The organism is Actinophytocola sediminis (assembly GCF_054779715.1).
On the sequence record NZ_BAAGXS010000028.1, the window covers coordinates 26,584 to 49,114 of the forward strand.

General features: G+C 71.3%; 24 protein-coding genes, 1 tRNA gene and 1 pseudogene. 16 read left to right on the forward strand and 10 right to left on the reverse strand.

Going from position 1 to position 22,531, the window contains the following annotated elements; translation table 11 throughout:
* The first annotated feature begins 3 nt into the window (after positions 1-3).
* Together ACYVIP_RS17850 and ACYVIP_RS17855 are read left to right on the forward strand one after the other, a co-directional pair.
* Complete coding sequence (locus ACYVIP_RS17850; protein ID WP_460397604.1) at positions 4-708, forward strand: response regulator transcription factor; 705 nt, start codon at positions 4-6, stop codon at positions 706-708.
* Between the two features lie 4 nt (positions 709-712).
* A complete protein-coding gene (locus ACYVIP_RS17855; RefSeq protein WP_460398194.1) occupies positions 713-1,762 on the forward strand; it encodes a sensor histidine kinase in 1,050 nt (349 codons plus the stop codon).
* A gap of 45 nt (positions 1,763-1,807) precedes the next feature.
* On the opposite strand, the gene ACYVIP_RS17860 is transcribed toward ACYVIP_RS17855, so the two are convergent.
* Entirely contained in the window at positions 1,808-2,857 is a 1,050-nt protein-coding gene (locus ACYVIP_RS17860; protein ID WP_460397606.1) for an NAD-dependent epimerase/dehydratase family protein, read from the reverse strand.
* Between the two features lie 127 nt (positions 2,858-2,984).
* Here ACYVIP_RS17860 and ACYVIP_RS17865 point away from each other — a divergent pair, with 127 nt between their 5' ends.
* Positions 2,985-3,482 (forward strand): MogA/MoaB family molybdenum cofactor biosynthesis protein, encoded by a 498-nt coding sequence (locus tag ACYVIP_RS17865; protein ID WP_460397608.1) that lies wholly within the window; start codon positions 2,985-2,987, stop codon positions 3,480-3,482.
* Between the two features lie 61 nt (positions 3,483-3,543).
* On the opposite strand, the gene ACYVIP_RS17870 is transcribed toward ACYVIP_RS17865, so the two are convergent.
* From ACYVIP_RS17870 to ACYVIP_RS17880, 3 genes are all read right to left on the reverse strand, one after another.
* The gene (locus tag ACYVIP_RS17870; protein ID WP_460397610.1) at positions 3,544-3,807 is read right to left on the reverse strand and encodes a hypothetical protein; all 264 of its coding nucleotides are present in this window, start codon (positions 3,805-3,807) and stop codon (positions 3,544-3,546) included.
* 176 nt (positions 3,808-3,983) lie between these two features.
* Positions 3,984-4,484 (reverse strand): large-conductance mechanosensitive channel protein MscL, encoded by a 501-nt coding sequence (mscL, locus tag ACYVIP_RS17875; protein WP_460397612.1) that lies wholly within the window; start codon positions 4,482-4,484, stop codon positions 3,984-3,986.
* 27 nt (positions 4,485-4,511) lie between these two features.
* Positions 4,512-5,165 (reverse strand): SAF domain-containing protein, encoded by a 654-nt coding sequence (locus ACYVIP_RS17880; protein ID WP_460397614.1) that lies wholly within the window; start codon positions 5,163-5,165, stop codon positions 4,512-4,514.
* A gap of 29 nt (positions 5,166-5,194) precedes the next feature.
* Here ACYVIP_RS17880 and ACYVIP_RS17885 point away from each other — a divergent pair, with 29 nt between their 5' ends.
* Positions 5,195-5,515: a hypothetical protein gene (locus ACYVIP_RS17885; RefSeq protein WP_460398254.1), complete on the forward strand. Its 321-nt coding sequence runs from the start codon at positions 5,195-5,197 to the stop codon at positions 5,513-5,515.
* A 14-nt stretch (positions 5,516-5,529) separates the two neighbouring features.
* Here ACYVIP_RS17885 and ACYVIP_RS17890 read toward each other — a convergent pair.
* Both ACYVIP_RS17890 and ACYVIP_RS17895 read right to left on the reverse strand, forming a co-directional pair.
* A pseudogene (locus tag ACYVIP_RS17890) lies at positions 5,530-5,724 on the reverse strand (FmdB family zinc ribbon protein); the annotation flags it as partial.
* A 53-nt stretch (positions 5,725-5,777) separates the two neighbouring features.
* Positions 5,778-6,386 carry a 5-formyltetrahydrofolate cyclo-ligase gene (locus ACYVIP_RS17895; protein ID WP_460397616.1) on the reverse strand — a complete coding sequence of 203 codons (609 nt, stop codon included), beginning with the start codon at positions 6,384-6,386 and terminating at the stop codon, positions 5,778-5,780.
* A 69-nt stretch (positions 6,387-6,455) separates the two neighbouring features.
* On the opposite strand from ACYVIP_RS17895, the gene ACYVIP_RS17900 reads away from it, so the two are divergent.
* From ACYVIP_RS17900 to ACYVIP_RS17920, 5 genes are all read left to right on the forward strand, one after another.
* A complete protein-coding gene (locus tag ACYVIP_RS17900; protein WP_460397618.1) occupies positions 6,456-7,334 on the forward strand; it encodes a UTP--glucose-1-phosphate uridylyltransferase in 879 nt (292 codons plus the stop codon).
* Between the two features lie 21 nt (positions 7,335-7,355).
* The gene (glp, locus tag ACYVIP_RS17905) at positions 7,356-8,579 is read left to right on the forward strand and encodes a molybdotransferase-like divisome protein Glp (RefSeq protein WP_460397620.1); all 1,224 of its coding nucleotides are present in this window, start codon (positions 7,356-7,358) and stop codon (positions 8,577-8,579) included.
* Between the two features lie 16 nt (positions 8,580-8,595).
* A complete protein-coding gene (locus tag ACYVIP_RS17910) occupies positions 8,596-9,249 on the forward strand; it encodes a GNAT family N-acetyltransferase (RefSeq protein ID WP_460397622.1) in 654 nt (217 codons plus the stop codon).
* A 102-nt stretch (positions 9,250-9,351) separates the two neighbouring features.
* Complete coding sequence (gene sepX / locus ACYVIP_RS17915) at positions 9,352-10,278, forward strand: divisome protein SepX/GlpR (RefSeq protein WP_460397624.1); 927 nt, start codon at positions 9,352-9,354, stop codon at positions 10,276-10,278.
* Positions 10,279-10,308: 30 nt separating this feature from the next.
* Positions 10,309-10,381: transfer RNA gene (locus ACYVIP_RS17920), tRNA-Ala, on the forward strand.
* Between the two features lie 243 nt (positions 10,382-10,624).
* Here the strand turns inward: ACYVIP_RS17920 and ACYVIP_RS17925 are convergent.
* The gene (locus ACYVIP_RS17925; protein ID WP_460397626.1) at positions 10,625-11,176 is read right to left on the reverse strand and encodes a TetR/AcrR family transcriptional regulator; all 552 of its coding nucleotides are present in this window, start codon (positions 11,174-11,176) and stop codon (positions 10,625-10,627) included.
* Positions 11,177-11,355: 179 nt separating this feature from the next.
* Between ACYVIP_RS17925 and ACYVIP_RS17930 the strand changes: the two genes are divergently transcribed.
* The 6 genes from ACYVIP_RS17930 (at position 11,356) to ACYVIP_RS17955 (ending at position 16,118) form a co-directional block, all read left to right on the forward strand.
* Entirely contained in the window at positions 11,356-12,348 is a 993-nt protein-coding gene (locus tag ACYVIP_RS17930; protein ID WP_460398196.1) for an aldo/keto reductase, read from the forward strand.
* A gap of 125 nt (positions 12,349-12,473) precedes the next feature.
* Entirely contained in the window at positions 12,474-13,832 is a 1,359-nt protein-coding gene (locus tag ACYVIP_RS17935) for an NADH-quinone oxidoreductase subunit D (protein ID WP_460397628.1), read from the forward strand.
* Positions 13,833-13,955: 123 nt separating this feature from the next.
* Positions 13,956-14,897 carry an ATP-binding cassette domain-containing protein gene (locus ACYVIP_RS17940; RefSeq protein WP_460397630.1) on the forward strand — a complete coding sequence of 314 codons (942 nt, stop codon included), beginning with the start codon at positions 13,956-13,958 and terminating at the stop codon, positions 14,895-14,897.
* Positions 14,894-15,643 (forward strand): ABC transporter permease, encoded by a 750-nt coding sequence (locus ACYVIP_RS17945; RefSeq protein WP_460397632.1) that lies wholly within the window; start codon positions 14,894-14,896, stop codon positions 15,641-15,643. Before ACYVIP_RS17940 ends, ACYVIP_RS17945 begins: the two co-directional genes overlap by 4 nt.
* Complete coding sequence (locus tag ACYVIP_RS17950; RefSeq protein ID WP_460397634.1) at positions 15,640-15,912, forward strand: Scr1 family TA system antitoxin-like transcriptional regulator; 273 nt, start codon at positions 15,640-15,642, stop codon at positions 15,910-15,912. The genes ACYVIP_RS17945 and ACYVIP_RS17950 overlap by 4 nt, the downstream gene beginning before the upstream one ends.
* Complete coding sequence (locus ACYVIP_RS17955; protein ID WP_460397636.1) at positions 15,909-16,118, forward strand: DUF397 domain-containing protein; 210 nt, start codon at positions 15,909-15,911, stop codon at positions 16,116-16,118. The genes ACYVIP_RS17950 and ACYVIP_RS17955 overlap by 4 nt, the downstream gene beginning before the upstream one ends.
* Positions 16,119-16,149: 31 nt before the next feature.
* On the opposite strand, the gene ACYVIP_RS17960 is transcribed toward ACYVIP_RS17955, so the two are convergent.
* Together ACYVIP_RS17960 and ACYVIP_RS17965 are read right to left on the reverse strand one after the other, a co-directional pair.
* Positions 16,150-19,284, reverse strand: a complete 3,135-nt coding sequence (locus ACYVIP_RS17960; RefSeq protein ID WP_460397638.1) for an ATP-binding protein — start codon at positions 19,282-19,284, stop codon at positions 16,150-16,152.
* Positions 19,285-19,309: 25 nt separating this feature from the next.
* Positions 19,310-20,740: a serine/threonine-protein kinase gene (locus ACYVIP_RS17965; protein WP_460397640.1), complete on the reverse strand. Its 1,431-nt coding sequence runs from the start codon at positions 20,738-20,740 to the stop codon at positions 19,310-19,312.
* Between the two features lie 47 nt (positions 20,741-20,787).
* Here ACYVIP_RS17965 and ACYVIP_RS17970 point away from each other — a divergent pair, with 47 nt between their 5' ends.
* Complete coding sequence (locus ACYVIP_RS17970) at positions 20,788-22,131, forward strand: cytochrome P450 (protein WP_460397642.1); 1,344 nt, start codon at positions 20,788-20,790, stop codon at positions 22,129-22,131.
* Here ACYVIP_RS17970 and ACYVIP_RS17975 read toward each other — a convergent pair.
* Entirely contained in the window at positions 22,100-22,516 is a 417-nt protein-coding gene (locus tag ACYVIP_RS17975) for a MerR family transcriptional regulator (protein ID WP_460397644.1), read from the reverse strand. The two genes, ACYVIP_RS17970 and ACYVIP_RS17975, sit on opposite strands and share 32 nt — an antisense overlap.
* Between the last annotated feature and the right edge of the window lie 15 nt (positions 22,517-22,531).

Consider the following 22,531-nt stretch of genomic DNA (forward strand, 5'->3'; position numbering starts at 1 on the left):
GAGATGAACCAACCGGCCGCGCCGGCACGCGTACTGGTCGTGGACGACGACCTGACCGTTCGGGACGTGGTGCGCCGCTACCTCGAGCTGGCGGGCCACCAGGTGGCGCTCGCGGACAACGGCGAGGACGCGCTGGCCTGGATCGCCGACCACGAGCCGGACCTGGTGGTGCTCGACCTGATGCTGCCGGGCATCGACGGGCTGGAGGTGTGCCGGCGACTGCGTCGGACCAGCGCGGTCCCGGTGGTCATGCTGACCGCGCTGGGCGAGGAGGAGAACCGCATCGCCGGCCTGCAGCTGGGCGCCGACGACTACGTGACCAAGCCGTTCAGTCCCCGCGAGCTGGCGTTGCGGGTGTCCTCGGTGCTGCGCCGGGCGGGCGCGGCGGCCCAGCCTGCGGTCGCCAGGGTGCTGACCGACGGCGACCTGCGCATCGACCTCGCCGCCAGGACCGCGAGCGCGCGCGGGGTGGAGCTGGCGCTGACCACCCGCGAGTTCGACCTGCTTGCGTTCTTCCTCGGCCATCCCGGCGAGGCGTTCACCCGTGAGCAGCTGCTGGAACGGGTGTGGGGCTGGGACTTCGGCGATCAGTCCACTGTGACCGTCCACGTGCGACGGTTGAGGGAGAAGATCGAGCTGGCGCCGGCGAAACCGACCAGGATCGCGACCGTGTGGGGAGTGGGGTACCGGTATGACGCCACGGCCTAGCCAGCTGATCGACCCCGGCGAGTCGTTCGGGGAGATGCTCACCCACGTCTGGCACATCCTGCCGGTGGCGCTCGCGCTGGTGGCGCCCTCGGTCGCGCTCGGGGTGCTGGTGCTGTACCTGGTGCGCCGCGGCTCGCTGGCCACGACGATGACCGTGTTGGTGCTGGTGCCGGTGGTGGCGATGCTGAGCGGGGTGCTCGGCGTCAGCGGCTTCATGTTCAACGCGACGCTGACCACGGTGGCCATGGTGTGCCTGCTGGTGGTGGCGGTGACCCTGCCGGTGGCGCTGCTGCTGGGGCGGCTGATCGCCCGCCGCAGCGTCTGGGAGCGGGAGGCCAGGGAGCGGGAGCGCGCGGCCGAGGCGTCCCGGCGCGAGCTGGTGGCCTGGATCAGCCACGACCTGCGCACCCCGCTGGCCGGCATCCGCGCGATGGCCGAGGCACTGGCCGACGGCGTGGTGTCCTCGCCGGCGGAGGTCGCCGGCTACGCGAACCGGATCGGCACGGAGAGCAAACGACTGTCCGGCATGGTCGACGACCTGTTCGAGCTGTCCAGGATCACCGCCGGCGCGCTGCGGCTGACGATGTCGCAGGTGGCGCTGCGCGAGGTGGTGAGCGACGTGCTCGCCGCGCAGCTGCCGGTGGCGCGGCGCAAGCGGGTCACCGTGCTCGCCGACGCCGGCGACGCGCCGATCGTGCTCGGCAGTGACCCGGAACTCGCCAGGGTGGTGCGCAACCTGGTGTCCAACGCGATCCGGCACACGCCCCCGGACGGCACGGTGGCCGTCCAGATCGGCGTCGACGGCCAGGACGCGGTGCTCGCCGTGGACGACGCGTGCGGCGGCATCCCGGACGGGGAGCTGACCAGGGTGTTCGACGTGGCGTTTCGCGGGTCGGCGGCGCGGACCCCGAGCCGTGGTGGCGATGAGCAGGTCGGCGGCGGCCTCGGCCTGGCGATCGCCAAGGGCCTGGTGGAGGCGCACCGCGGCCGGATCGGCGCCAGCAACCACGGCCCCGGCTGCCGGTTCGAGGTACGCCTCCCCCTGGCGGTCTAGCCGGCGGCCGCGCGCTGCTGGCGGCGCGATTGTCGGGGCTCGTGCTCAGCTCACGGCCGCCGGGGCGCGCAGTGGGGCGTCGGCGAACTCGGCGATGCCCTTGGCGAACGGCACCGTCGCGGTGAACCCGAGCAGTTCCGCCGCCCTGGCCGGGTCGGCGACCACGTGGCGCACGTCGCCGGGACGGGCGCCGCCGACCACCCGCGGTGGCGGCCCGGCGCAGGCCGTGGCCAGCGTGCTCGCCAGGTCGAGCACGGTGCGCTGCTCGCCGGAGCAGATGTTCACCGGCGTCAGCGCGGCCGGCGGGGCGGCGGTCTCCACGGCCAGCGCGTTGGCCATGGCGATGTCGGTGACGTGGACGAAGTCGCGGCGTTGGCGGCCGTCCTCCAGCACGGTCGGGGCCTCGCCGCGCCGCAGCGCCGACCGGAACAGCGACGCCACCCCGGCGTAGGGGGTGTCGCGGGGCATGCGCGGGCCGTAGACGTTGTGGTAGCGCAGGGCCCACACGTCGCCGCCGGTCTGCCTGGCCCAGGCCGAGGCCAGGTGCTCCTGGGCGGCTTTGGTGGCGGCGTAGGTGCTTCTCGGGTCGATCGGCGCGTCCTCGCCGACCAGGGCCGAGGTCAGTTCGGCACCACAGACCGGGCACGGCGGCTCGTAGCGGCCGAGGTCGAGGTCGGCCTGCCGGCGCTGGCCGGGGCGGACCACGCCGTGCTCGGGGCACAGGTAGCGCCCTTCGCCGTAGACGACCATCGACGAGGCCAGCACCAGGCGCCGCACGCCGGCCCGGTGCAGCTGGGCGAGCAGGACGGCCGTGCCGTAGTCGTTGTGCTGGGCGTAGTCGGGTGCGTCCGACGGGTCGAGGCCGTGGCCGACCATGGCGGCCTGGTGGCAGACCACGTCCACGTCGCGCAGGAGGCCGGCCAGCAGGCCGGCGTCCCGGACATCGCCGACGACCAGCCGCGGATCAGTCCTGTGTGGACCGTGCGCCTGGGGCAGCAGGTTGTCCAGCAGGACGGTGTCGTGGCCGCGATCGGCGAGCACGTCGGCGATGTGGGACCCGATGAACCCGGCGGCACCGGTGATGAGGACTCGCATGCGCCCGACGGTAGGCCCGGCGACGGGCCGCGGCGGTGGTCGAGGCGGTGGCCGTCACCGAATCGTCAGAACTCGGGCGTAGGACCGTCCGCCCGCCCCGATCGGCGATCCGGCTACGGTGGCAGGCATGGAACGCAGCGCGCAGCGGCTCGGCAGGGCCCTCATCGTGATCGTCGACGACCGGGTTGCCCATGGGGAGCACGAGGACTCCGTCGGCTCGCTGGTCACCGAGCTGCTCGAGGAGGCTGGGTTCATCGTGGACGGCATCGTCGCGGTGGCCGGCGAGACCGTGGACATTCGGAACGCGTTGAACACCGCCGTGATCGGCGGTGCCGACCTGGTGATCACCGTCGGCGGCACCGGGGTGTCGCCGCGCGACGTGACCCCGGACGCCACGCAGGGCGTGCTGGACCGGCCGATCCCCGGCATCGCCGAGGCGATCCGCTCGTCCGGCCTGGCCGCGGGCGCGGTGGACGGTGGCATCTCGCGCGGCCTGGTCGGCATCTCCGGCAGCACGCTGGTGGTCAACCTGGCCGGCTCCCGCGCCGCGGTCCGCGACGGCATGGCGACGCTGTCCTCACTGGTGCCCTACGTCATCGACCAACTGTCCGGCCTGGACAACTGACCCCGCCCACGCGGCCAAGCCCACTCCAGCCAAGCCCACCCCGGCCGAGCGCGCCGGCCGCCTAGTCCCGGTCGTGGTGGGGCGGGCGGTTGCGCTCGTACCAGGAGTCGGTGTCGCCGCTGGGCCCTTCCGGATCGCGCTCGTCCGAGGTGGTGGCCGGAAGCACGTCGCCGAAGATCTCGTCCAGGCTCGGCCCGCGCCGGCGTGCCCGGCTGTCAGGCCGGCCGTGGGGACCGGTCGGGCCGTTGGGGCCATCGGGGCCGGTGCGGTCGGCTGGGTCGGGCTGGCCTGGCTGGTCAGCCCGGTCGTCAGGCTCGTCGGTCACGACTCCATCGTCCCGCACCTGTCCCGTATCGACTCGGCCCGTATCGACTCGGCCCGCATCGACACGGCCCGGATCGACGGCCGCCGGTCGGACCAGGTCGGAGCCTGGTGGCACGGTTCGGCTTCCGGTGGCGGTGGGGGCGCCTCCTTTCTGGTGGGTGGGGTGGCTGGTGGTGGTCAGTAGCTCGGTCCCTGCGGGAAGCCGGGGCCGGGCGGGGGTTGGTGCGGCGGCTGCTGGGGCGGGTACTGCTGGCCGAGCGGCGGCTGCTGTCCCTGGCCGCCCATCGGGCGTTGTTGCTGGCGCAGCAGGTCGCGGATCTCCATCAGCAACTCCACGTCCGTCGGTTCGGCCGGGCCGGGTTCCTGTCCCCGGCGACGGCGCTCCTGGAGCTTCTTGAGCGGGAAGACCAGGATGAAGTACACGACCGCCGCGACGATCAGGAAGTTGATCCCGGCCGTGATCACCGCGGCGAAGTCGATGGTCGACTTGTCGTTGCCCTCGACGATCGTCCACGACAGGCCCTTGATGTTCGTGCCGCCGATCGCCGCGATCAGCGGCTGGATCAGGTGCTCGGTGATCGAGGTGATGATCGCGGTGAACGCGGTGCCGATGACCACCGCCACCGCGAGATCGACCACGTTGCCGCGCATCAGGAAATCTTTGAAGCCTTTGAGCACGTCACTCCTCCTGTCGGGTGCGCTGAGTCAGCGAAGCGTAATGGCAACCGGCTGTCCCAAGGAGACGGACGCGAGCCTGGTCGCCGTGTCTCGGGGGACGGCGATCACCACGAGCCTGCCCGGCTGGTCGGTCGCCGCGCGCACGGTGACCACCGTGGCGTCGGCCGCCAGCACCACCCCCGCGACCGCGTCGTCGGGCGACACCGTCACCACGTCCACCCGCGCGCCGGGCGTGAGTAACGCGGCCACCTCGGGATCGGCCAGCCGCACCGGCACGGCGACCGTGGCCGGGTCGCCGGTGGCCAGCCGGCTGTGCTCGCGGCCGACGAGCCTGACCTGGGTGATCGGCTCACCCCGGGACGCGGCACCGGCCAGCACCCGGCCGGACGCCTGGTCGGGCGCGGTGAGCGCGGCGGCGGGCCGTAACGACGCCGGGGCGGGTACGACGCGCACGTCGTCCGGGCGCAGGCTCGCGCCAGGGGGCAGGTCGCGCGCGGTGACCAGCATCGGCACCGTCTGCTCGCCGGCGGCGGTCGGCGGCGGCCGGATGGCCAGCGCGAGTGCCAGCAGGACCAGCAGCGCGGCGGCTACCCGGCGTAGCACGAGCAGGCGCGGGAAGCCGCGTCTGGCGAACAGCTGTCGTAGGCGGTCACGGGTCAGGGGCGTGATGGGGTCGGGCATGCCACGACGCTACGAGGGAAATGCCAGGGGTGCCGGGGACCGGTCGCGAACTGTGGACAACCGAACGAGTTGTGGATAACTCGGGGGTTCAGGAGGCGACGGCGGTCTTGCTTGTGGTAGTGCTGCCGGCCGACGAGGTGGACTTCGACGGAGAAGACGACGACGAAGAAGACGACGAAGAAGACGACGAGGACGAGTCCGAAGAAGACGACGACGAGGTCGACTCGGACTTGCTCGCCGACTTGGTGTCCGACTTGCTGTCGGACGACGACGTCGTGGAAGAAGAAGCCGAATCGGACTCCGACTTCGCGGAGGTCGATGTGGACTCCGAACGGCTGTCGTTGCGGTAGAAGCCACTACCCTTGAACACCACGCCAACCGAGCCGTAGAGCTTGCGCAACTGTCCGGAGCACTCCGGACACTCGGTCAGCGACGAGTCGGTGAAGGACTGCACGGCCTCGAAGCGGTGCTCGCAGGCCTTGCAGGCGTACTGGTAGGTGGGCACGGGCCGTTCCTCTCCCCGGTTCCTGGCACTCTGGCGATGAGAGTGCCAAGCCATTCTGCGCCAGGCCACGCCCGGAGCGCAAACGTCCTCGAGCGATCCCGCCGATATCACACGAACCGGAGTAGACCCCGGTTCGGGGTGAGCACCGCGGTCATCCGCACGTCGTGCGGCTCGCTCGGCAACGCCTCGAAGATCTCCTGGTCACGGACGATCGCCACCAGCTCGGTACCGATCGAGGCCAGCGGTAACGACTGGTCGTAGTGCCCGGCGCCCCGGCCGAGACGCACGCCGTTGCGGTCGACCGCGAGCGCCGGCACGAGCACCATGTCCGCGATCCGCAGCGCGGCCACGCCCAGCAGTTCGCCATTCGGCTCCCGCAACCCGTATGGTCCGGGCACCAGCGAGTCCTTACCCGCGTACCAGCCCCACTCGAGTGGACCTTGGTTGGTGACCACCGGCAGCAACACCCGCGCGCCGTAGTCGTTCAACTCGTCGAGCATCTGGACCGAGCCCGGCTCGGAGGCGATCGGCACGAACGCGCACACGGTCTGACCCGGCCGCACGACCCGCCCGCTGGTGAGATGACCGGACAGGGAGATCGCCTCGGCGAACCGCACGCTCGCCGGTACCCGGCGGCGCTCGGAGAGCAGCTCCTTGCGCCACCGCCATTTCGTCAACGCGGCTGTCGGTTCTCGATCACTCCCAGGCCGGGCCACGACATGAGGTTAGGCTGGCTGTCCATGGCGCCTTCTACCGCAGTCAGTTCCGACCCCGGTTCCGCGTCCGTGAGCGGCATCAGAACGGCCATCGTGCCGGCCGCCGGACTGGGTACCAGGTTTCTGCCGACGACCAAGGCAGTACCCAAGGAACTGCTGCCTGTCGTGGACACTCCGGGCATCGAGTACGTCGCGGCCGAGGCCGCCGAGGCGGGCGCCCGGCGGCTGATCATCATCACCTCGCCGGGCAAGGACGCCGTCGCACAGTACTTCCAGCCCCACCCCGAGCTAGAACGCACCCTCGAACAGCGCGGCAAGACCGAGCTGCTGGCAAAGGTACGCCGCGCGTCGGAGCTGCTCGCGGTCGAGACCGCGGTCCAGGAGGAGGCGCTCGGCCTCGGCCACGCGGTCGGCTGCGCGGAGGCCAACCTCGACGCCGACGACGACGTGGTCGCCGTGCTGCTGCCCGACGACCTGGTGCTGCCCACCGGCGTGCTCGGCCGGATGGCCCGCGCCCGCGCCGAACACGGCGGCACCGTGCTCTGCGCGTTCGACATCCCCAAGGAGCAGATCTCCGCCTACGGCGTGTTCGCCGTCGAGGACACCGGCGACCCGGACGTCAAGCAGGTCACCGGCATGGTGGAGAAGCCGAAGCAGGAGGACGCCCCGTCGACCTTCGCCGCGGCCGGGCGCTACCTGCTCGACCGGGCGGTGTTCGACGCGATCAAGCGGATCACGCCGGGTGCGGGCGGGGAGTTGCAGCTGACCGACGCCATCGCGCTGTTGATCGCCGAAGGCCACCCGGTGCACGTGGTGGTGCACCGCGGCGGACGTCACGACCTGGGCAATCCTGGGGGTTTCCTGCGTGCCGCCGTGGACTTCGCGCTTGCTCACCCGGAGTATGGGCCGGACCTGCGCGCGTGGCTGCGCGGGCGCGTGGAGGAATAGCGACACAAGGCGGGGTCGGGAATGAGGTCAGTCGACGAGCAGCTCGGCCGGGCGCTTGCCGCGGCCGTCCGGCCTGCGCCGGTGCGGGTGGCCATCTCCGAGGCGCAGGGTCTGCTCTGCGCCGAGGAGGTCGTCGCGGAGCGAGCGTTGCCCGGGTTCGACCAGGCGGCGGTCGACGGATACGCGGTGCGCAGCGTCGATGTGCAGGCCGCCGGCACCGAGCCCGTGGTGCTGCCGGTCGTCGGGGAGATCCCGGCCGGTTCGCGCCAGCCGCGCAGGCTGCAGCCGGGCCAGGCGGTCCGCGTGGACACCGGCGCGCCGCTGCCGACGCTGGCCGACGCGGTCGTGCCGCTGGGCTACACCGACGGTCACCACGCCAGGGTCGCGGTGGCCCAGCCGGTGCCGTCGGCCGCGTTCGTCCGGCGCACCGGGGAGGACGTGCAGACCGGTGACGTCGCCGTGCGCCGGGGCTCGCCGATCGGCTCGGCCCAGGTCGGGCTGCTCGCCGCGGTGGGCAGGGCCAAGGTGTTGGTGTACCCGAGGCCGAGGGTCTCGGTCATCTCGCTCGGCGACGAGCTGATCGACATCGATCGCACGCCCGGCCAGGGGCAGGTCTACGACGTCAACTCCTACTCGTTGGCCGCCGCCGCGCGCGATGCCGGCGCCGAGGTGAACCGGGTCGGCATCGTGCCGAGCGATCCGCGCCGGCTGCGGGAACTGATCGAGGGACGGCTGCTGCTGTCGGAGATCGTGGTGATCGCCGGCGGGGTCGGTGGCGAGCTGGCCGAGGAGATCCGCTCGACGCTGACCGAGCTCGGCGACATCGACATGGCCAGGGTGGCCATGCATCCCGGCTCGGTACAGGGCTTCGGCCGGCTGGGTCCGGACGCGGTGCCGACGTTCCTGTTGCCGTCCAACCCGATGAGCGCGCTGGTCGTGTTCGAGGTGATGGTGCGCCCGCTGATCCGGGCCGCGCAGGGCAAACGCAACCCGCAGCGGCGGCAGATCACCGCACGGCTACTGTCGCCGATCATGTCGGTCAAGGGCCGCAAGGGTTTCCTGCGCGGGCAGCTGCTGCGCGACGAGAGCAACGGCGAGTACCTCGCCCAACCGCTTGGCATGTCGGGTTCCCACCTGCTGGCCTCGCTGGCGGAGGCGAACTGTCTGATCCTGGTGGACGAGGAGACCACCGAGATCGTCGTCGGTGAAGAGGTGCAGGTCAGTTTCCTGGCGCAACGTGGCTGAAGGGACGGCTCACGGGGTGAGTTGGTCGGTGCCGCAGGGGCGGCATCCTGGTTGGCCGGCGTGGCTCGGGCCGTTACGCGTGCCGGCCGGTGTGGTGGAGGTGCGGGCGCCACGGTTGTTGGACGGGTCGGCGTGGAGCCGGGTGCGGCGGCGGGATCGGCTGCACCTGGAGAGCTGGGAGCCGACCGTGCCCGGCAACTGGTCGGACAACAACGGGCCGTTCGCCTGGCCCGGCCAGTGGTCCACCCTGCGTGGGCTCGGCAAACGCGGGATGTCGCTGCCGTTCATGATCATGGTGGACGGCGAGTTGGCCGGGCAGGTCACCGTGGGCAACGTGGTGCGCGGGTCGCTGTGCTCGGCCTGGATCGGGTACTGGGTCGGCACGCACGTGACCGCGGGCGGCGTGGCGACCGGGGCGGTGGCGCTGGTGGCCGACCACAGTTTCCGGCACGGGGGGCTGCACCGGCTGGAGGCGACCGTGCGGCCGGAGAACCAGGCCAGCCTGCGGGTGCTCGGAAAACTTGGCTTTCGCGAAGAGGGCATGTTTCGCCGTTACCTCGATGTTGCCGGAAGTTGGCGCGACCACCTGTGTTTGGCACTGACCACAGAGGACGTTCCGAATGGACTTGTCGCAGGTCTGATCGCTGACGGACGGGCCGAGGCGATGTGATCATCGCCGGGGTGACTACGGCGCGCCTCCGACACTGATGTGACTGTTGTGACTAACGTGGCGACGAGTTGCCGGGAATCGTCACGGGGGAGGTGTCGAGGCATGCCGAGCTCACTGGTTGTGGTCGCGCTCGTGCTGGCATGGCTCGTCGTGCTCGTGCCGATGATCGTGCGCAAGCGTCAGGAGGTCGCCAAGACGGCGGACTCGGAGCTGGCGGCGAGGGTGGTGCGCAGCGGGAGCGGTGAGGCCGAGGCCGAAGAGGAGGCCGCCATGCGCGATCCGGCCGGGATGGACGAGGATTTCGCCGAGAATGTGGCCGACTCGCAGGAAGTCGACCACGACGACGCCCCGGTGGACGACAATGTCGTCGACGACGCCCCGGAGGTTGCCGCCCATGATGCCGAGGGTGTGGACATGACCGCCCGGTACTACGACGAGGCGGACCAGCCGTATCCGAGTCGTTACCGCCCCGGCCGCGGCGGCTTCGACCCGGAGGCGGCGGCCATCATCGCGCGGGCCAAGTACGCCTTCCGGCAGCGGGTCGTGCTCGCCATGCTCATCGGCGCCGTGGTCTCGGCGGTGGTCGCGGCCGCCGCCTTCCCCATGCTGTGGTGGGCGCACGGGGCGCTCGACGTGGTGCTGGTCTCCTATCTGGTGTACCTGCGGCGGCAGGTGCGGATCGAGACCGAGATCCGGGAGCGCAGGCTGGCGCGGATGCAGCGCGTCCGGCGGGCGCAGGCCGTCGCCGCGCGCGCCCGGCCGGTCGAGCCCGCCTATGCGGACGAGGTCGAGGTCGACGAGTACGCCCCGGTCGAGGAGTACGCGGACGAGGCGGGCTACGAGGAGCCCTACGAGCCGTACGACCCCGAGCAGGACCACGGGCCGAGGGAGCGGGTCGCCGACGGGCCGTCGATGCCGCAGGTCACCAGGGCCGGCGCGGTCATGGTCGAGGTCGACGACGAGGACCCGATGTTCGACGAACTGGAGGAGCCGGGGTCGTTGCCCTACCGGCGCGCGGTGGGCGAGTAACGCGCCTGATACGCTGGCGCGGCACCGTCAGGGGCTGTAGCGCAGTTGGTAGCGCGCCTCGTTCGCATCGAGGAGGTCCGGGGTTCGATTCCCCGCAGCTCCACGCATAGGTGGCCCGTGCCCGCGGAGGGCGCGGGCCTTTTGCGTTTCGCCTTTACATTGGGGGTGCAACCCCCAAACCCCGCTCGGGGGCCAGCCCCCGAACCCCCGGGCTTGTGGTGCTGTCGGTTGTGGTGAGGGTTGTGGGTGGGGTTGTTGGGTGTTTGGGCGATGTGGATGGTGTGGTTCTTTACTGATTGGTTCTTTTGCTGATTGGTTTTTGGGTGTGGGTGTGGGTGCTGGTTGGTCAGGTGTAGATGCCGGCTTGGGCTGCTGTGGTGGCGGCTTGGGCTGCTTGGTCTGCGGTGGCTTTGTCCAGGGGGGCGTTGCTGGTTAGTAGGCGGTAGTAGAGGGGGGCGGAGACGGCGCGGATTACTTCGTGGGGGTTGGTGTTGGGGGGCACCTCGCCTCGGTTGATGGCGTGCTGGATGCAGGGGGACCATTCGGTGATTCTGGTTTCGTAGAAGTGGTGTAGGGCTTCGGCTGTTTTTGGGTCGCTGGTGGCGGCTGCGATCACGGCCTTGAAGAGTGCGCCCTGGCGGGGGTCGGACAGGGTGCGTTGGACCAGTCGGGCGTTGGCTTGTAGGTCGCCTAGGAGGGTGCCGGTTTCGGTGCGGGGTAGGGACTGTTCGGCCATGTCGGTCAGTAGGTCCGCTACCAGGCCGGGCACGGTGGACCAGCGGCGGTAGACGGTGGTTTTGCCGACGTTGGCGCGGCGGGCGATGTCGGTGAGGTCGAGGTGGGCGAAGCCGACTTCCGCCAGGGCGTCGCCGGCGGCCCGCAGTACGGCGGTCCGCACTCGGGCCGTTCTGCCCCCGGGGCGCACGGTGCCCGGGACTGACTCCTCGTCCATAACGGGTCTCCCGTTCCTTTAGGGGGTGTTGATGTTACCGTGGTGACGTTAACGGAACTTGAGACCCATTAGTGAGGTGTGGTGTGGAGTTCAGGTCGTTGGGTGCTTCTGGGCTGAGGGTGCCGGTGTTGAGTTTTGGGGCGGGGACGTTCGCTGGTAGTGGGCCGTTGTTCGGTGCTTGGGGTAGTACCGGTGTCGCGGAGGCGCGGCGGCTGGTTGACGTGTGTCTGGACGCGGGGGTCACGATGTTCGATACCGCGGATGTCTACTCCGGTGGCGGGTCGGAGGAGGTGCTTGGTGCGGCGGTGAAGGGGCGGCGGGACCGGGTGTTGTTGTCGACGAAGGCGAGCCTGCCGATGGGGGATGGGCCCCAGGACGCCGGGTCGTCCCGGTCGCGGCTGATCAGGGTGTGTGAGGACGCGCTTCGACGGCTGGGGACCGATTATCTTGATCTGTTTCAGTTGCATGCCTTTGATGCTGGGACACCGGTGGAGGAGGTGTTGGGCACGCTTGGGGATCTTGTGCGGGCGGGCAAGCTGCGTTATGTCGGGGTCTCCAACTTCTCGGGGTGGCAGTTGATGAAGTCCCTTGGCAGTGCGGAAAGGCTTGGGCTGCCGCGTTATGTCGCTCATCAGGTGTACTACTCGTTGGTTGGTCGGGACTATGAGTGGGAGCTGATGCCACTCGGGCTTGATCAGGGTGTTGGTGCGCTGGTCTGGAGTCCACTGGGGTGGGGGCGGCTTACCGGGAAGGTGCGTCGGGGGCAGCCGTTGCCGGTGACCAGTCGTCTACATCAGACCGCTGACTTTGGCCCGCCGGTGGCGGACGAGCTTCTTTTTCGGGTGGTTGATGTGCTTGACGAGATCGCGGCGGAGACGGGGCGGACCGTTCCGCAGATCGCGATCAACTGGTTGCTGGGGCGGCCGACGGTCTCGTCGGTGATCATCGGTGCGCGGAACGAGGCGCAGTTGCGGCAGAACCTCGGTGCGGTCGGCTGGGCGTTGACCGCGGACCAGGTCGCTCGGCTCGATGCGGTGAGTGTGCGGACGGCGCCCTACCCGTACTTCCCCTATCGGCGCCAGGAAGGGTTCGCGCGGTTGAATCCGGCGCCGGTGTGAGCCGTGGGTGTCCACAACGCACGGTGGAGGTGTCTCAGGGTCACCGGTCGCGCACCCTCGGTGGCAGCGAACCGTCAGGCCGGACGTCGCCGCAGGCCGTTACCGGGGTTCGTTACCATCGCGGCATGGGTGAAAAGATCGCGGAGGTCGTGGACCAGGCGGAGACGCCGGGAACCGGAGGGGCCTACGCGCCTGCCCGGATGACCACCGAGGGACCGGTGCACAGCGTCGCCGACTGGGAAGACTTCGCTGACACCGAGCATATCGACGACGGCCGCATCGTGATCAACATGGGGCCGATCCACCCGTCCTCACACGGCGTGCTGCGCATGGTCATGGAGCTCGAGGGCGAGACCGTGACGCAGTGCCGGCTGGTCATCGGCTACCTGCACACGGGCATCGAGAAGAACCTCGAGTACCGCTCGTGGACCCAGGGGGTCACCTTCGTGACCCGCATGGACTACCTGTCCCCGCTGCACAACGAGACCGCCTACTGCCTTGGCGTGGAGAAGCTGCTCGGCATCGAGGCGCCCGCGCGCGCCCAGGTCATCCGCGTGCTGCTGATGGAGATCAGCCGGATCGGCTCCCACCTGGTGTCCATCGGCGCCGGTGGCATGGAGCTCGGCGCGATCACCGCGATGACCATCGGCTTCCGTGAGCGCGAGGAGGTCCTGCACCTGCTCGAGCACCTCACCGGGCTGCGGATGAACCACGCGTTCATCCGGCCGGGCGGGGTCGCCCAGGACCTGCCGGAGGACGCCGCCGAACACATCAACCAGTTCCTCAAGGTGATGAACCAGCGGCTGCCCGACTTCGACAAGCTGCTCACCGGCCAGCCCATCTGGCGCAACCGGCTCGAGGGCATCGGCTACCTGCCGCTGGACGCGTGCCTGGCCATGGGCGCCACCGGCCCGGTGCTGCGCTCGGCCGGCCTGCCATGGGACCTGCGCAAGATCGAGCCGACCTGCGGTTACGAGGACTACGACTTCGAGGTGCCGACCTCCAACCAGGCCGACGCGTTCGCCCGCTACCTGCTGCGGGTCGAGGAGATGCGCCAGTCGCTGCGGATCATCAAGCAGTGCGTCCGGCGGCTCAAGGAGCCCGGCCCGGTCATGGTCGAGGACGGCAAGATCGCCTGGCCGGCGCGGCTGAGCATCGGCTCCGACGGCATGGGCAACTCGCTCGACCACGTCCGCAAGATCATGGGCCAGTCGATGGAGTCGCTCATCCACCACTTCAAGCTGGTGACCGAGGGCTTCTCGGTGCCCGCCGGGCAGGTGTACGTGCCCGTCGAGTCGCCGCGCGGCGAACTGGGCTACCACGTCGTGTCCGACGGCGGCACCCGGCCGATGCGCGTCCACGTGCGTGACCCAAGCTTCGTCAACCTGCAGTCGCTGCCGGCCATGGCCGAGGGCTCGCTGGTCGCGGACGCCATCGCCGCGTTGGCCTCCATCGACCCGGTGATGGGCGGCGTCGACCGCTGACGTAGTGCGTGCCGTGCCCGTGAGTGTGGATCCACTGTAGAACCATTGGTGGCGTAAGCCGTGTCAGCCACGGTGTCAGCGGCGTGACAGGGGCGTGTCCGGCCGGGCGTCGATGGTTGGCGCATGAGAAGTTCAGCGATCAGCGTTTCGGGACTGCGCAAGTCCTTCGGGGACAAGGTGGTGCTCGACGGCATCGACCTTGAGGTGGCGGCGGGCTCGGTGTTCTCGCTGCTCGGCCCGAACGGGGCCGGCAAGACCACCACGGTCAACGTGCTGACCACGTTGATGAAGGCCGACGGGGGAACGGTGCTGGTCGCCGGACACGACAGCGTGTCCGAGGCCAGGGCGGTGCGCGCGGCGATCGGGGTCACCGGTCAGTTCGCCGCCGTGGACGAGCTGTTGACCGGGCAGGAGAACCTGCGGTTGATGGTCGACCTGGCCAGGGCGGGTGTCGGCGACGGCGATCGGGTCGTCGCCGGCCTGCTGGCCCGGTTCGACCTGGCGGAGGCGGCCGGCGAGTCGGTGTCGACCTACTCCGGGGGCATGCGCCGCAAGCTGGACCTGGCGATGACGCTGGTCGGCAACCCGCGGATCATCTTCCTTGACGAGCCGACGACCGGGCTGGACCCGCGCAGCCGGCGCACCATGTGGACGATCATCCGCGAGCTGGTGGCCGACGGCGTGACCATCTTCCTCACCACCCAGTACCTGGAGGAGGCCGACCAGCTCGCCGACCGGGTCGCGGTGCTCGACCAGGGCAAACTGGTCGCCCAGGGCACGCCGGACGAGCTCAAGCGCCAGCTCCCCGGCACGCACGTGCGGCTCCGGTTCGCCAGCGCCGACGAGCTCGACGCGGCCGCGCGGGTGATCGCGGACGCGACGCGCGACGACGAGGCGCTCACCCTGCGGGTGCCCGGCGACGGCGGCACCAGGTCGTTGCGCGCGCTGCTGGACCGGCTCGACGAGTACTCGGTCAGCGCCGAGGCGTTCTCCGTGCACACCCCCGACCTCGACGACGTCTTCCTCGCCCTCACCGGCCACGACACGGCGGAGGTCGGGAAATGAGCGCCAAGTCCCCCTCGATGGTCATGTTGCGCCGCAACGTCAAACACATCACCAGGAACCCGACCTCGGTGTTCAACGCGGTGCTGATGCCGATCATCATCATGCTGATGTTCGTCTACATGATGGGCGACGCGTTCGACGTCGGTGTCGACTACGTCGACTACGTGACGCCCGGACTGATGCTGCTGGCCGTCTGCTACGGCCTCGGCGCCGCCGCGACGTCGGTGAACGCCGACATGACCAAGGGCATCATCAACCGGTTCAAGGTCATGGACGTCTCCCGGGGCGCGGTGCTGACCGGGCACGTGGTCGCCAGCGTGCTGACCAACCTGATCGCCATCGTCGGCCTGCTCGCGGTGGCCTTCCTGCTCGGCTTCCGCCCGGCGGCCGGTCCGCTGGAGTGGCTCGGCGTGGCCGGCATCATCGTGCTGCTCAGCTTCGCGGCCGGCTGGCTCACCGTCGCGCTGGGCCTGGCGGCCAAGTCACCGGAGACCGCGGGGATCGCCGCCGTGCCGCTGGTCATGCTGCCGTTCTTCAGCAGCGCGATCGTGCCGGCGGACAAGATGGGGCCCGGCCTGCGGGAGTTCGCCGAGTACCAGCCGTTCACGCCGATCATCGAGACCATGCGCGGGCTGTTCGCCGGCGCGCCGGACACCGGCGACGCGATCACCGCCGTCGCCTGGTGTGTCGGCATCGCGCTCGTCGGGTACCTGTGGGCACGGGCCACGTTCACGAAGCGAGCGTGACCAGCTCATTCCGGCCTGTCGGCATGCAGACCAGAGCCGCCTCGGCGAACAGCGCTTCGCCGAGGCGGCTTTACCTGCTGTTCGATCCCGGCCTACGTGCTGAGCATGGCCAGCACGGCGTCCCGGAGGTGGGTCATGCTGGACTGGTCTTCGAGGAGCCCAACGAGGTGCGGGAGTACCGGCAGGTGATGAACCACCTCCGGGTTCAGGCCCGGTCACCGGAGGAATCCGTCCGGTTGATCGACCAGATCAGGAAGGAGATCGAATGACGACTAGCAACGACTTCGCCGGAGCGAGGTGGCGGAAATCCAGCCGCTCCACCGATACCGGCGACTGCGTCGAACTGGCGCACACCGATGCCGCGTTCGGCGTCCGGGACTCCAAGAACGCCAGTGCTGCCGTGCTCGCCCTGACCGCCCAGCACGGGCTCGCGTTCCTTGGCGCGATCAAGAGCGATCGGTTAACCCGGTCGTAGTCCCTACCTGAGACGCGCTCACGGCGCACGTTCACGAAGCGAGCGTGACCTCGACCAGCTCCCGCCAGCTCGTCTCCGACCCTGCCCCAGCCGCCTCGGCGAACAACGGTTCGCCGAGGCGGCTGCGCGCTGTCCGCCCGATCCTGGCCAGGTCCGGGTTGGCGTGGTCGAGCAGCCCGCGTACGCCGGTGCTCGCCCCGAGCAGCCGCGCGGCCTGCTCGTACTCGCCCTGGCGCGCCGCCAGGTCCGCGATCCCGACGATCGCCTCGGCGATGATCGACGCGTCGTCGGTCTCGGTCGCCGCCCGGTAGGCGGCCACGCGGTGGGCGCGGGCCTCGTCGAGATCCTCGGCGACCCCGGCGCGCAGCTGATGGGTCAGCCACCGCACGTGCGGCCGCCCCGCCTCGTCGCCGAGCAGGGCGGTCGCGACGTCGAGCTGTTCGGACACCTCCGTGGCGTCGCCGCGCAGGTTGGCCAGCTTCGCCCGCGTTATGGCCAGCTGGGCCAGCGTGCCCGGCCAGGTGTCCCGTTCGGCGTAGCGCTGCGCCTCGGCCAGCGCGGTCTCGGCGGCGTCCTGGTCGCCGAGCAGCCAGTACACCCGCACCTGCCGGGACCGTTGCTGGATGACGTCGTCGACCGCGCCGATCTCGGTGACCACCGCGACCGCCTGTTCGTAGTACTCGCACGCGCGGGCGAACTCGCCGCGCATGGCGATCCGGTCGGCCAGCTCGGACAGCGCGAACGCGATGCCGAACCGCTCGCCGATCGCCTGGAACCCGGCGAGGGCCGTCTCCAGGTAGGCGTCCACCTCGTAGCCGCCCCGGCCGAGCCCGATCAGGATCTTGCCAAGGTGCAGCGCGCTGATCGCGCGGACCCAGGGTTCCTCGTCGGCCAGCAGCGACTCCCACGCCGGCACGATCTCCTCGGGGTCCCACAGCATGCGTTCCAGCGGGACGGCCAGCCGCAGCGCCGGGTGGAAGTGCTGGTGGTGGCGGCCGAGCCGGTAGGCCTCGTGGATCCACTTCCGCGCCGCGTGCACGTCCACCGGCGCGGAGTTCACGAACATCGAGATGAGGCCGTACACGGTGGCCCGGACCTCGTCCGGCACCTCGCCCGGCGTCTCGGTGGCCGCCGTGAGCAGCTCCATGCCCTCGGCCTTCCGCCCGCTGAGCCACCAGTACCAGGCGGCGCCCATCGCCAGCCGCATCGCCGCCGGCGCGTCCCCGGCCGCGAGCGCGCCCCGCATCGCGGCGCCGATGTTGTCGTGCTCGACCTTGAGCGCGGCCAGCCACACCAGCTGCTCGCCGCGCCGCAGCCGGGGCTCGACGGCCTCGGTGAACTCGGTGAAGTAGGCCAGGTGCGCCCTGCGGGCCAGCTCCGTCTCGCCCGCCTCGGCCAGGCGCTGGTCGGCGTACTCCTTGATCGTGCCGAGCATCCGGTACCGCGGGGCGCCCGCGCCCCCGGCGACCAGCAGCGACTTCTCGGTCAGCGCGGTGAGCAGCTCCAGCACCCGCTCCCGCTCGCCGGCGTCGCCGGCGCAGACGTGCTCGGCGGCCTCCAGCCCGGCCCCGCCGGCGAACACCGACAGCCGGCGCAGGACGACCCGTTCGGCGTCGGTGAGCAGCTCCCAGCTCCAGTCGACCATCGCGCGCAGCGTGCGGTGGCGGGGCAGCGCGGTACGGCTGCCGCCGGTCAGCAGCCGGAACCGGTCGGCAAGGCGGCTGGCGAGCTGGTCGATGGACATGGTGCGCAACCGGGCCGCGGCCAGCTCGATGGCCAGCGGCATCCCGTCCAGCGCCCGGCAGACCCGCGCCATCGTCGCCAGCGTGTCCGCGTCGACCCGCAGGTCCGTGCGCACCGCGCTGGCCCGGTCCCACAGCAGCCGCACGGCCGGCGAGGACTCGATCTCGCCTGCGTCCGCGTCGCCGCCCGGCAGCCCGAGGGGCACCACCGGCCAGAGTGCCTCACCGGTGATGCCGAGCGGCTCCCGGCTGGTCGCGAGGATCCGCAGCCGCCGGCACTCGCCGAGCAGGCGATGCGCGAACGTCGCCGCCGACTCGATCACGTGCTCACAGTTGTCCAGGATGAGCACCGCGTCCCGCTCGCGGATCGCGGCGATCAGCCGGTCGGTCGGCTCCAGGTTCGACGTGTCGCCGAGCAGCGCGTCGCGCACCCCGAGCGCGCCGAGCGTCGCCTGCGCCACGTCGCCGTCCGCGCCGATGGCCGCGAGCTCCACCAGCCAGACCCCGTCTGGCAGGTCGTCGACCATGGTGCGCGCGGTCTCGGTGGCCAGCCTGGTCTTGCCGGCCCCGCCCGGCCCGATCAGCGTGCTCAGCCGGTGCTGGGTGACCAGGTCGCGGACCGCGGCGAGGTCGGCGTCCTTGCCGACGAAGCTGGTCAGCTCGGCCCGCAGGTTGGTCTGCCGGTCGGTCGCCGGCCGGGCCACCTCGCCGCGCAGCAGCGCCACGTGCAGCGCGGACAGCTCCGGCGACGGGTCGACGCCGAGCGCGTCGGCCAGCGCGTCCCGGGTGCGCTGGTAGACCCGCAGTGCCTCGGTGTCCCGCCCGGCCGCGACCAGCGCCCGCATCAGCGCGGTGACCAGCCGTTCGCGGGTCGGGTGCGCGGTCACCAGGTCGGTCAGCTCCGCCAACGCCACCTCGTGGCCGGGGGCTGCCTCGGCGGCGAACCGGTCCTCCAGCGCGGTCAGCCGGAGCTCGTCGAGCCGGGTGGCCGCCGCGGCGAACGCCGCGCTGTCTGGCAGGCCGACCTCCCGCATGGCGTCCCCGCGCCACAGCGCGCCCGCCTCCCGCAGCAGCGCCACCCGCGCCGGGCCGTCGGCGTCCCTGGCCTGGCCGACGAGGCGTTCGAACCGCACGGCGTCCACCACGTCGGGGTCGACCACCAGCCGGTAGCCGTTCGGGTGTCCGTCGACCAGCCCGCCAGGCAGCGCCTTGCGCAGCCGGGAAGCCAGCCGTTGCAGGGCGTTGGCCGCGTCGGCCGGCGGGTGCTCGCCCCAGATCCAGTCGACGAGCGTCGCCTTGGGGACCACCCGGCCGGCGTCGAGCGCGAGGGCGACCAGCAGTGCCCGCAGCCGGGCGCCCGGCACGTCGACGGTGGTGCCGTCGTCCGCGCGAACCTCGAACGGTCCCAGCATCCCGATCAGCACGCGGGCGATTTTGCCACGCCCCCGTTCACGGGCTCGGGTCGTAGACGGTGGGGCCGTACCAGCTCAGCGCGGCCCGCAGGTCGGCCAGTTCACGTTCGCGGGTGCGGTAGCCGACGTCGTGGGCGACGGGGAAGGCGCGCAGCCCGCCGTTGGCCTCGGCGCCGAGGCCGGCCCGGGACACCCCGGCGGGGAGGGACACGACCAGCCACGGCCGCTTCTTGTGCGCCACCACGCGGGCTCTGGCGATCTCCGACCACCCCAGGGCGTGTTGCCGCCGGCCGTGGCCGAGGGTGAGGCCGGTGCGGGACACCTCCAGCCAGCGTCGCGGGCGGACCAGCCGCCAGAAGTTGCGCACCGCCGGCACCGCGAACAGCAGCAGGATGAGCGAGAACAGCGCGATGCCGACGGCGTCCTGGCTCCAGAACACCGGCGCGCCCATCGCGGTGAACAGCAGCGCGCACGGGGCCAGGACGAGGAACGAGACGGCCGCCCACGGCCGGCCACGGACGCGGAAGACCACGGGGCCCTCGCCCGACGGGGTCGCGGAGTAGGCCCTCGTCGGTGTGCGCGGGGTCGTCGGCCGGGCGACCTCGGTAACCGGCGGGGTCGCCGGCTGGGCGACCTCGGCGGCCGGCGGGGGCGCCCAGTGGGCGTGACCGCCCGCGCTGAGCTCGGTCAGCAGCTCGGTGGGGGTCGGCCGGGCGGCGGGGTCGCGGTCCAGGCACCTGGCCACCAGGTGGCGCAGTTCGGCCGGCACCCGGTCCAGGTTCGGCTCGCCGTGCACCACCCGGTAGACCAGCGCGGGGAGCGTGCCGGTGCCGAACGGGCCGTCGCCGGTGGTGGCGTAGACCAGGACCGCGCCCAGCGCGAACACGTCGCTGGCCGGCGTGATCTCCCGGCCGTCGAGCTGTTCTGGGGACAGGAAACTGGGGGTGCCGACGATCATGCCGGTCGCCGTGAGCCCGGTGCCCTCCAGCGTCCGCGCGATGCCGAAGTCGATCACCCTCGGGCCGTCGCCGGCCAGCAACACGTTGGCCGGCTTGAGATCCCGGTGCACCAGGCCGGTCTTGTGCACCACGCGCAACGCCTCGGCGAGCCCGGCGGCCAGCGCCCGGGCCTGCGCCGGGGACAGCGGCCCGTGCGTGGCGACCGCGTCCTTGAGGGTCGGGCCGGCGACGTACTCGGTGGCCAGCCACGGGACGGCCGCGTCCGGGTCGGCATCCACGACCGCGGCGGTCCAGAAGCCGCCGACCGCGCGCATCGCCGCCACCTCCTGGCGGAAGCGTTCGCGGAAACCGTCGTCGTCGGCCAGCTCCGCCCGGATGACCTTCACCGCCACCAGCCGCCCACCCGGTGACCTGGCGAGGAAGACGGTGCCCATGGCGCCGTTGCCGAGGCGGCTCAGCGTGGTGTAATCGCCGATCCGCCCCGGATCACCCGGTCGTAACGCGGTCACCGGCGTCTCCTTCCCCCAGGACGTGCGCGTTCGGGCACGATGGGGCCATGAACCTGATCCGCGACGTCGGCGGAACAGTCGCCGCCGCGTTGAACACCGCCACCGCGCCATTCGATCCAGAAGGCTACCTGCGCAGGCGGCGTCTCCGGGGTGGCGATCCGGTGATCGTCTCGCCACCAGGGGGATCCGGGCGGATGGTGATCACCGGCGATCCGGAGGGGGCGCGGGAGCTGTTCTCCGGACCGGTCGACGCGTTCGAGGTCGCGCGGCCGAACATGGTCGAACCGCTGCTCGGCCCCGGCTCGCTGATCATGGTCGACGGCGACCGGCACCGGCGCGAGCGGCGGCTGCTCACGCCGATGTTCCACGGCGAGCGGATGCGCGCCTACGGCACGGTCATGCGGGAGGCGACCCTCGACCAGATCGGCGGCTGGCGGCCGGGCCAGGTCGTCGACACCCAGAAACTGGGGCACGCGATCACGCTGCGGGTGATCGTGCGGGCGATCTTCGGCGTGGACGACGACACCAGAGGCGACCGGTTCGCCGCCGCCACGACCAGATTGTTCGCCGGGTACACCGCCATGCTCACCATGCCGGCCTACCGGCAGACGGTGGGCAGGCTCGGCCCGGTGACCCGGCTGCGGCGGCGGCTGGCCGAGTTCGACGCGTTGCTGCGCGCGGAGATCGACCACCGGCACGCGCAGGGGCTGACCGGCCGGGAGGACATCCTGTCACTGCTGCTGTCCACCCGGTACGACGACGGGTCGACGCTGGCGGGCACCGAGCTGCTGGACGAGCTGCGGACCATGGTCGTCGCCGGCCACGAGACCACGGCCACCTCGCTCGGCTGGGCGCTCTACCACCTCTACCGCGAGCCGGGCCTGGCGCGGCGGGTGATCGACGAGGTGGCCGCGCTCGGCGCGCGCCCGGCACCGGCCGAACTGGCCGAGCTGCCACTGCTCGGCGCGGTGTGCCAGGAGACGCTGCGACTGCATCCGGTGGTGCCGATGATCGCGCGCCAGCTGGTGACCGACTGGCGGTTCCTCGGTGTGCACCTGGTCCCCGGCGACACCGCCGCGGTCGCCACCTCGTTGCTGCACCACAACCCGGACGTGTGGGACGAGCCGTTCGCGTTCCGGCCGGACCGGTTCGTCGACCGCAAGCCGCGACCACACGAGTACGCCCCGTTCGGCGGCGGGCACCGGCGCTGTGTCGGTGCCGCGTTCGGGGAGTACGAGCTGCGCGTCGTGCTGGGCACGCTGGTCAGCGCCGCCAGGTTCTCGATGTCGGACAGGGACCGGTTCCGGCCGACGCCGAGGGCCCGGCCCAGGAGCATCACGCTGGGGCCCGACCGCGCGCTCACCCTGACCTATGACGGGCCGGTGTCCTGAGCCGTTCTTCCAGGTGGGCCCGGTAGTTGGGGCAGGTCGTGATGTCCTCGTGGGTGCAGGCGATGGCGTTGTCCACGAGGTCCATCGCCGACCGCAGCTCGGCCAGCCGGGCGCGCAGCGACTCGCGGTGGCGTGCCAGGACCTCCTTTCTGGCCGGCGGGCTCGCCGGCGCGAGGAACTCCCGGATGTCGGCCAGGGAGAAGCCGACCTCCTTGGTCCGCAGGATCGTGGCGACCCGGTACAGGTCCTCGGTGGTGTAGCGGCGATGGGTGCTGGCGGATCTGGCCGGGGCCAGCAGACCAACGGACTCCCAGTGGCGCAGCACATGGGTTGGGAGGGCGAAGTGGGCCGCCACCTCGCCGATAGTCAGCGCGCTTGACTTCATGTCGACATTAAGTCG

Coding starts and splice junctions, on each gene's coding strand:
- ACYVIP_RS17850 (WP_460397604.1), top strand. CDS start 4: ATGAACCAACCGGCCGCGCCGGCACGCGTACTGGTCGTGGACGACGAC.
- ACYVIP_RS17935 (WP_460397628.1), top strand. CDS start 12,474: ATGGGTGAAAAGATCGCGGAGGTCGTGGACCAGGCGGAGACGCCGGGA.
- ACYVIP_RS17945 (WP_460397632.1), top strand. CDS start 14,894: ATGAGCGCCAAGTCCCCCTCGATGGTCATGTTGCGCCGCAACGTCAAA.
- ACYVIP_RS17955 (WP_460397636.1), top strand. CDS start 15,909: ATGACGACTAGCAACGACTTCGCCGGAGCGAGGTGGCGGAAATCCAGC.
- ACYVIP_RS17865 (WP_460397608.1), top strand. CDS start 2,985: ATGGAACGCAGCGCGCAGCGGCTCGGCAGGGCCCTCATCGTGATCGTC.
- ACYVIP_RS17880 (WP_460397614.1), bottom strand. CDS start 5,165: ATGCCCGACCCCATCACGCCCCTGACCCGTGACCGCCTACGACAGCTG.
- sepX (WP_460397624.1), top strand. CDS start 9,352: ATGCCGAGCTCACTGGTTGTGGTCGCGCTCGTGCTGGCATGGCTCGTC.
- ACYVIP_RS17860 (WP_460397606.1), bottom strand. CDS start 2,857: ATGCGAGTCCTCATCACCGGTGCCGCCGGGTTCATCGGGTCCCACATC.
- ACYVIP_RS17970 (WP_460397642.1), top strand. CDS start 20,788: ATGAACCTGATCCGCGACGTCGGCGGAACAGTCGCCGCCGCGTTGAAC.
- glp (WP_460397620.1), top strand. CDS start 7,356: ATGAGGTCAGTCGACGAGCAGCTCGGCCGGGCGCTTGCCGCGGCCGTC.
- ACYVIP_RS17975 (WP_460397644.1), bottom strand. CDS start 22,516: ATGAAGTCAAGCGCGCTGACTATCGGCGAGGTGGCGGCCCACTTCGCC.
- ACYVIP_RS17940 (WP_460397630.1), top strand. CDS start 13,956: ATGAGAAGTTCAGCGATCAGCGTTTCGGGACTGCGCAAGTCCTTCGGG.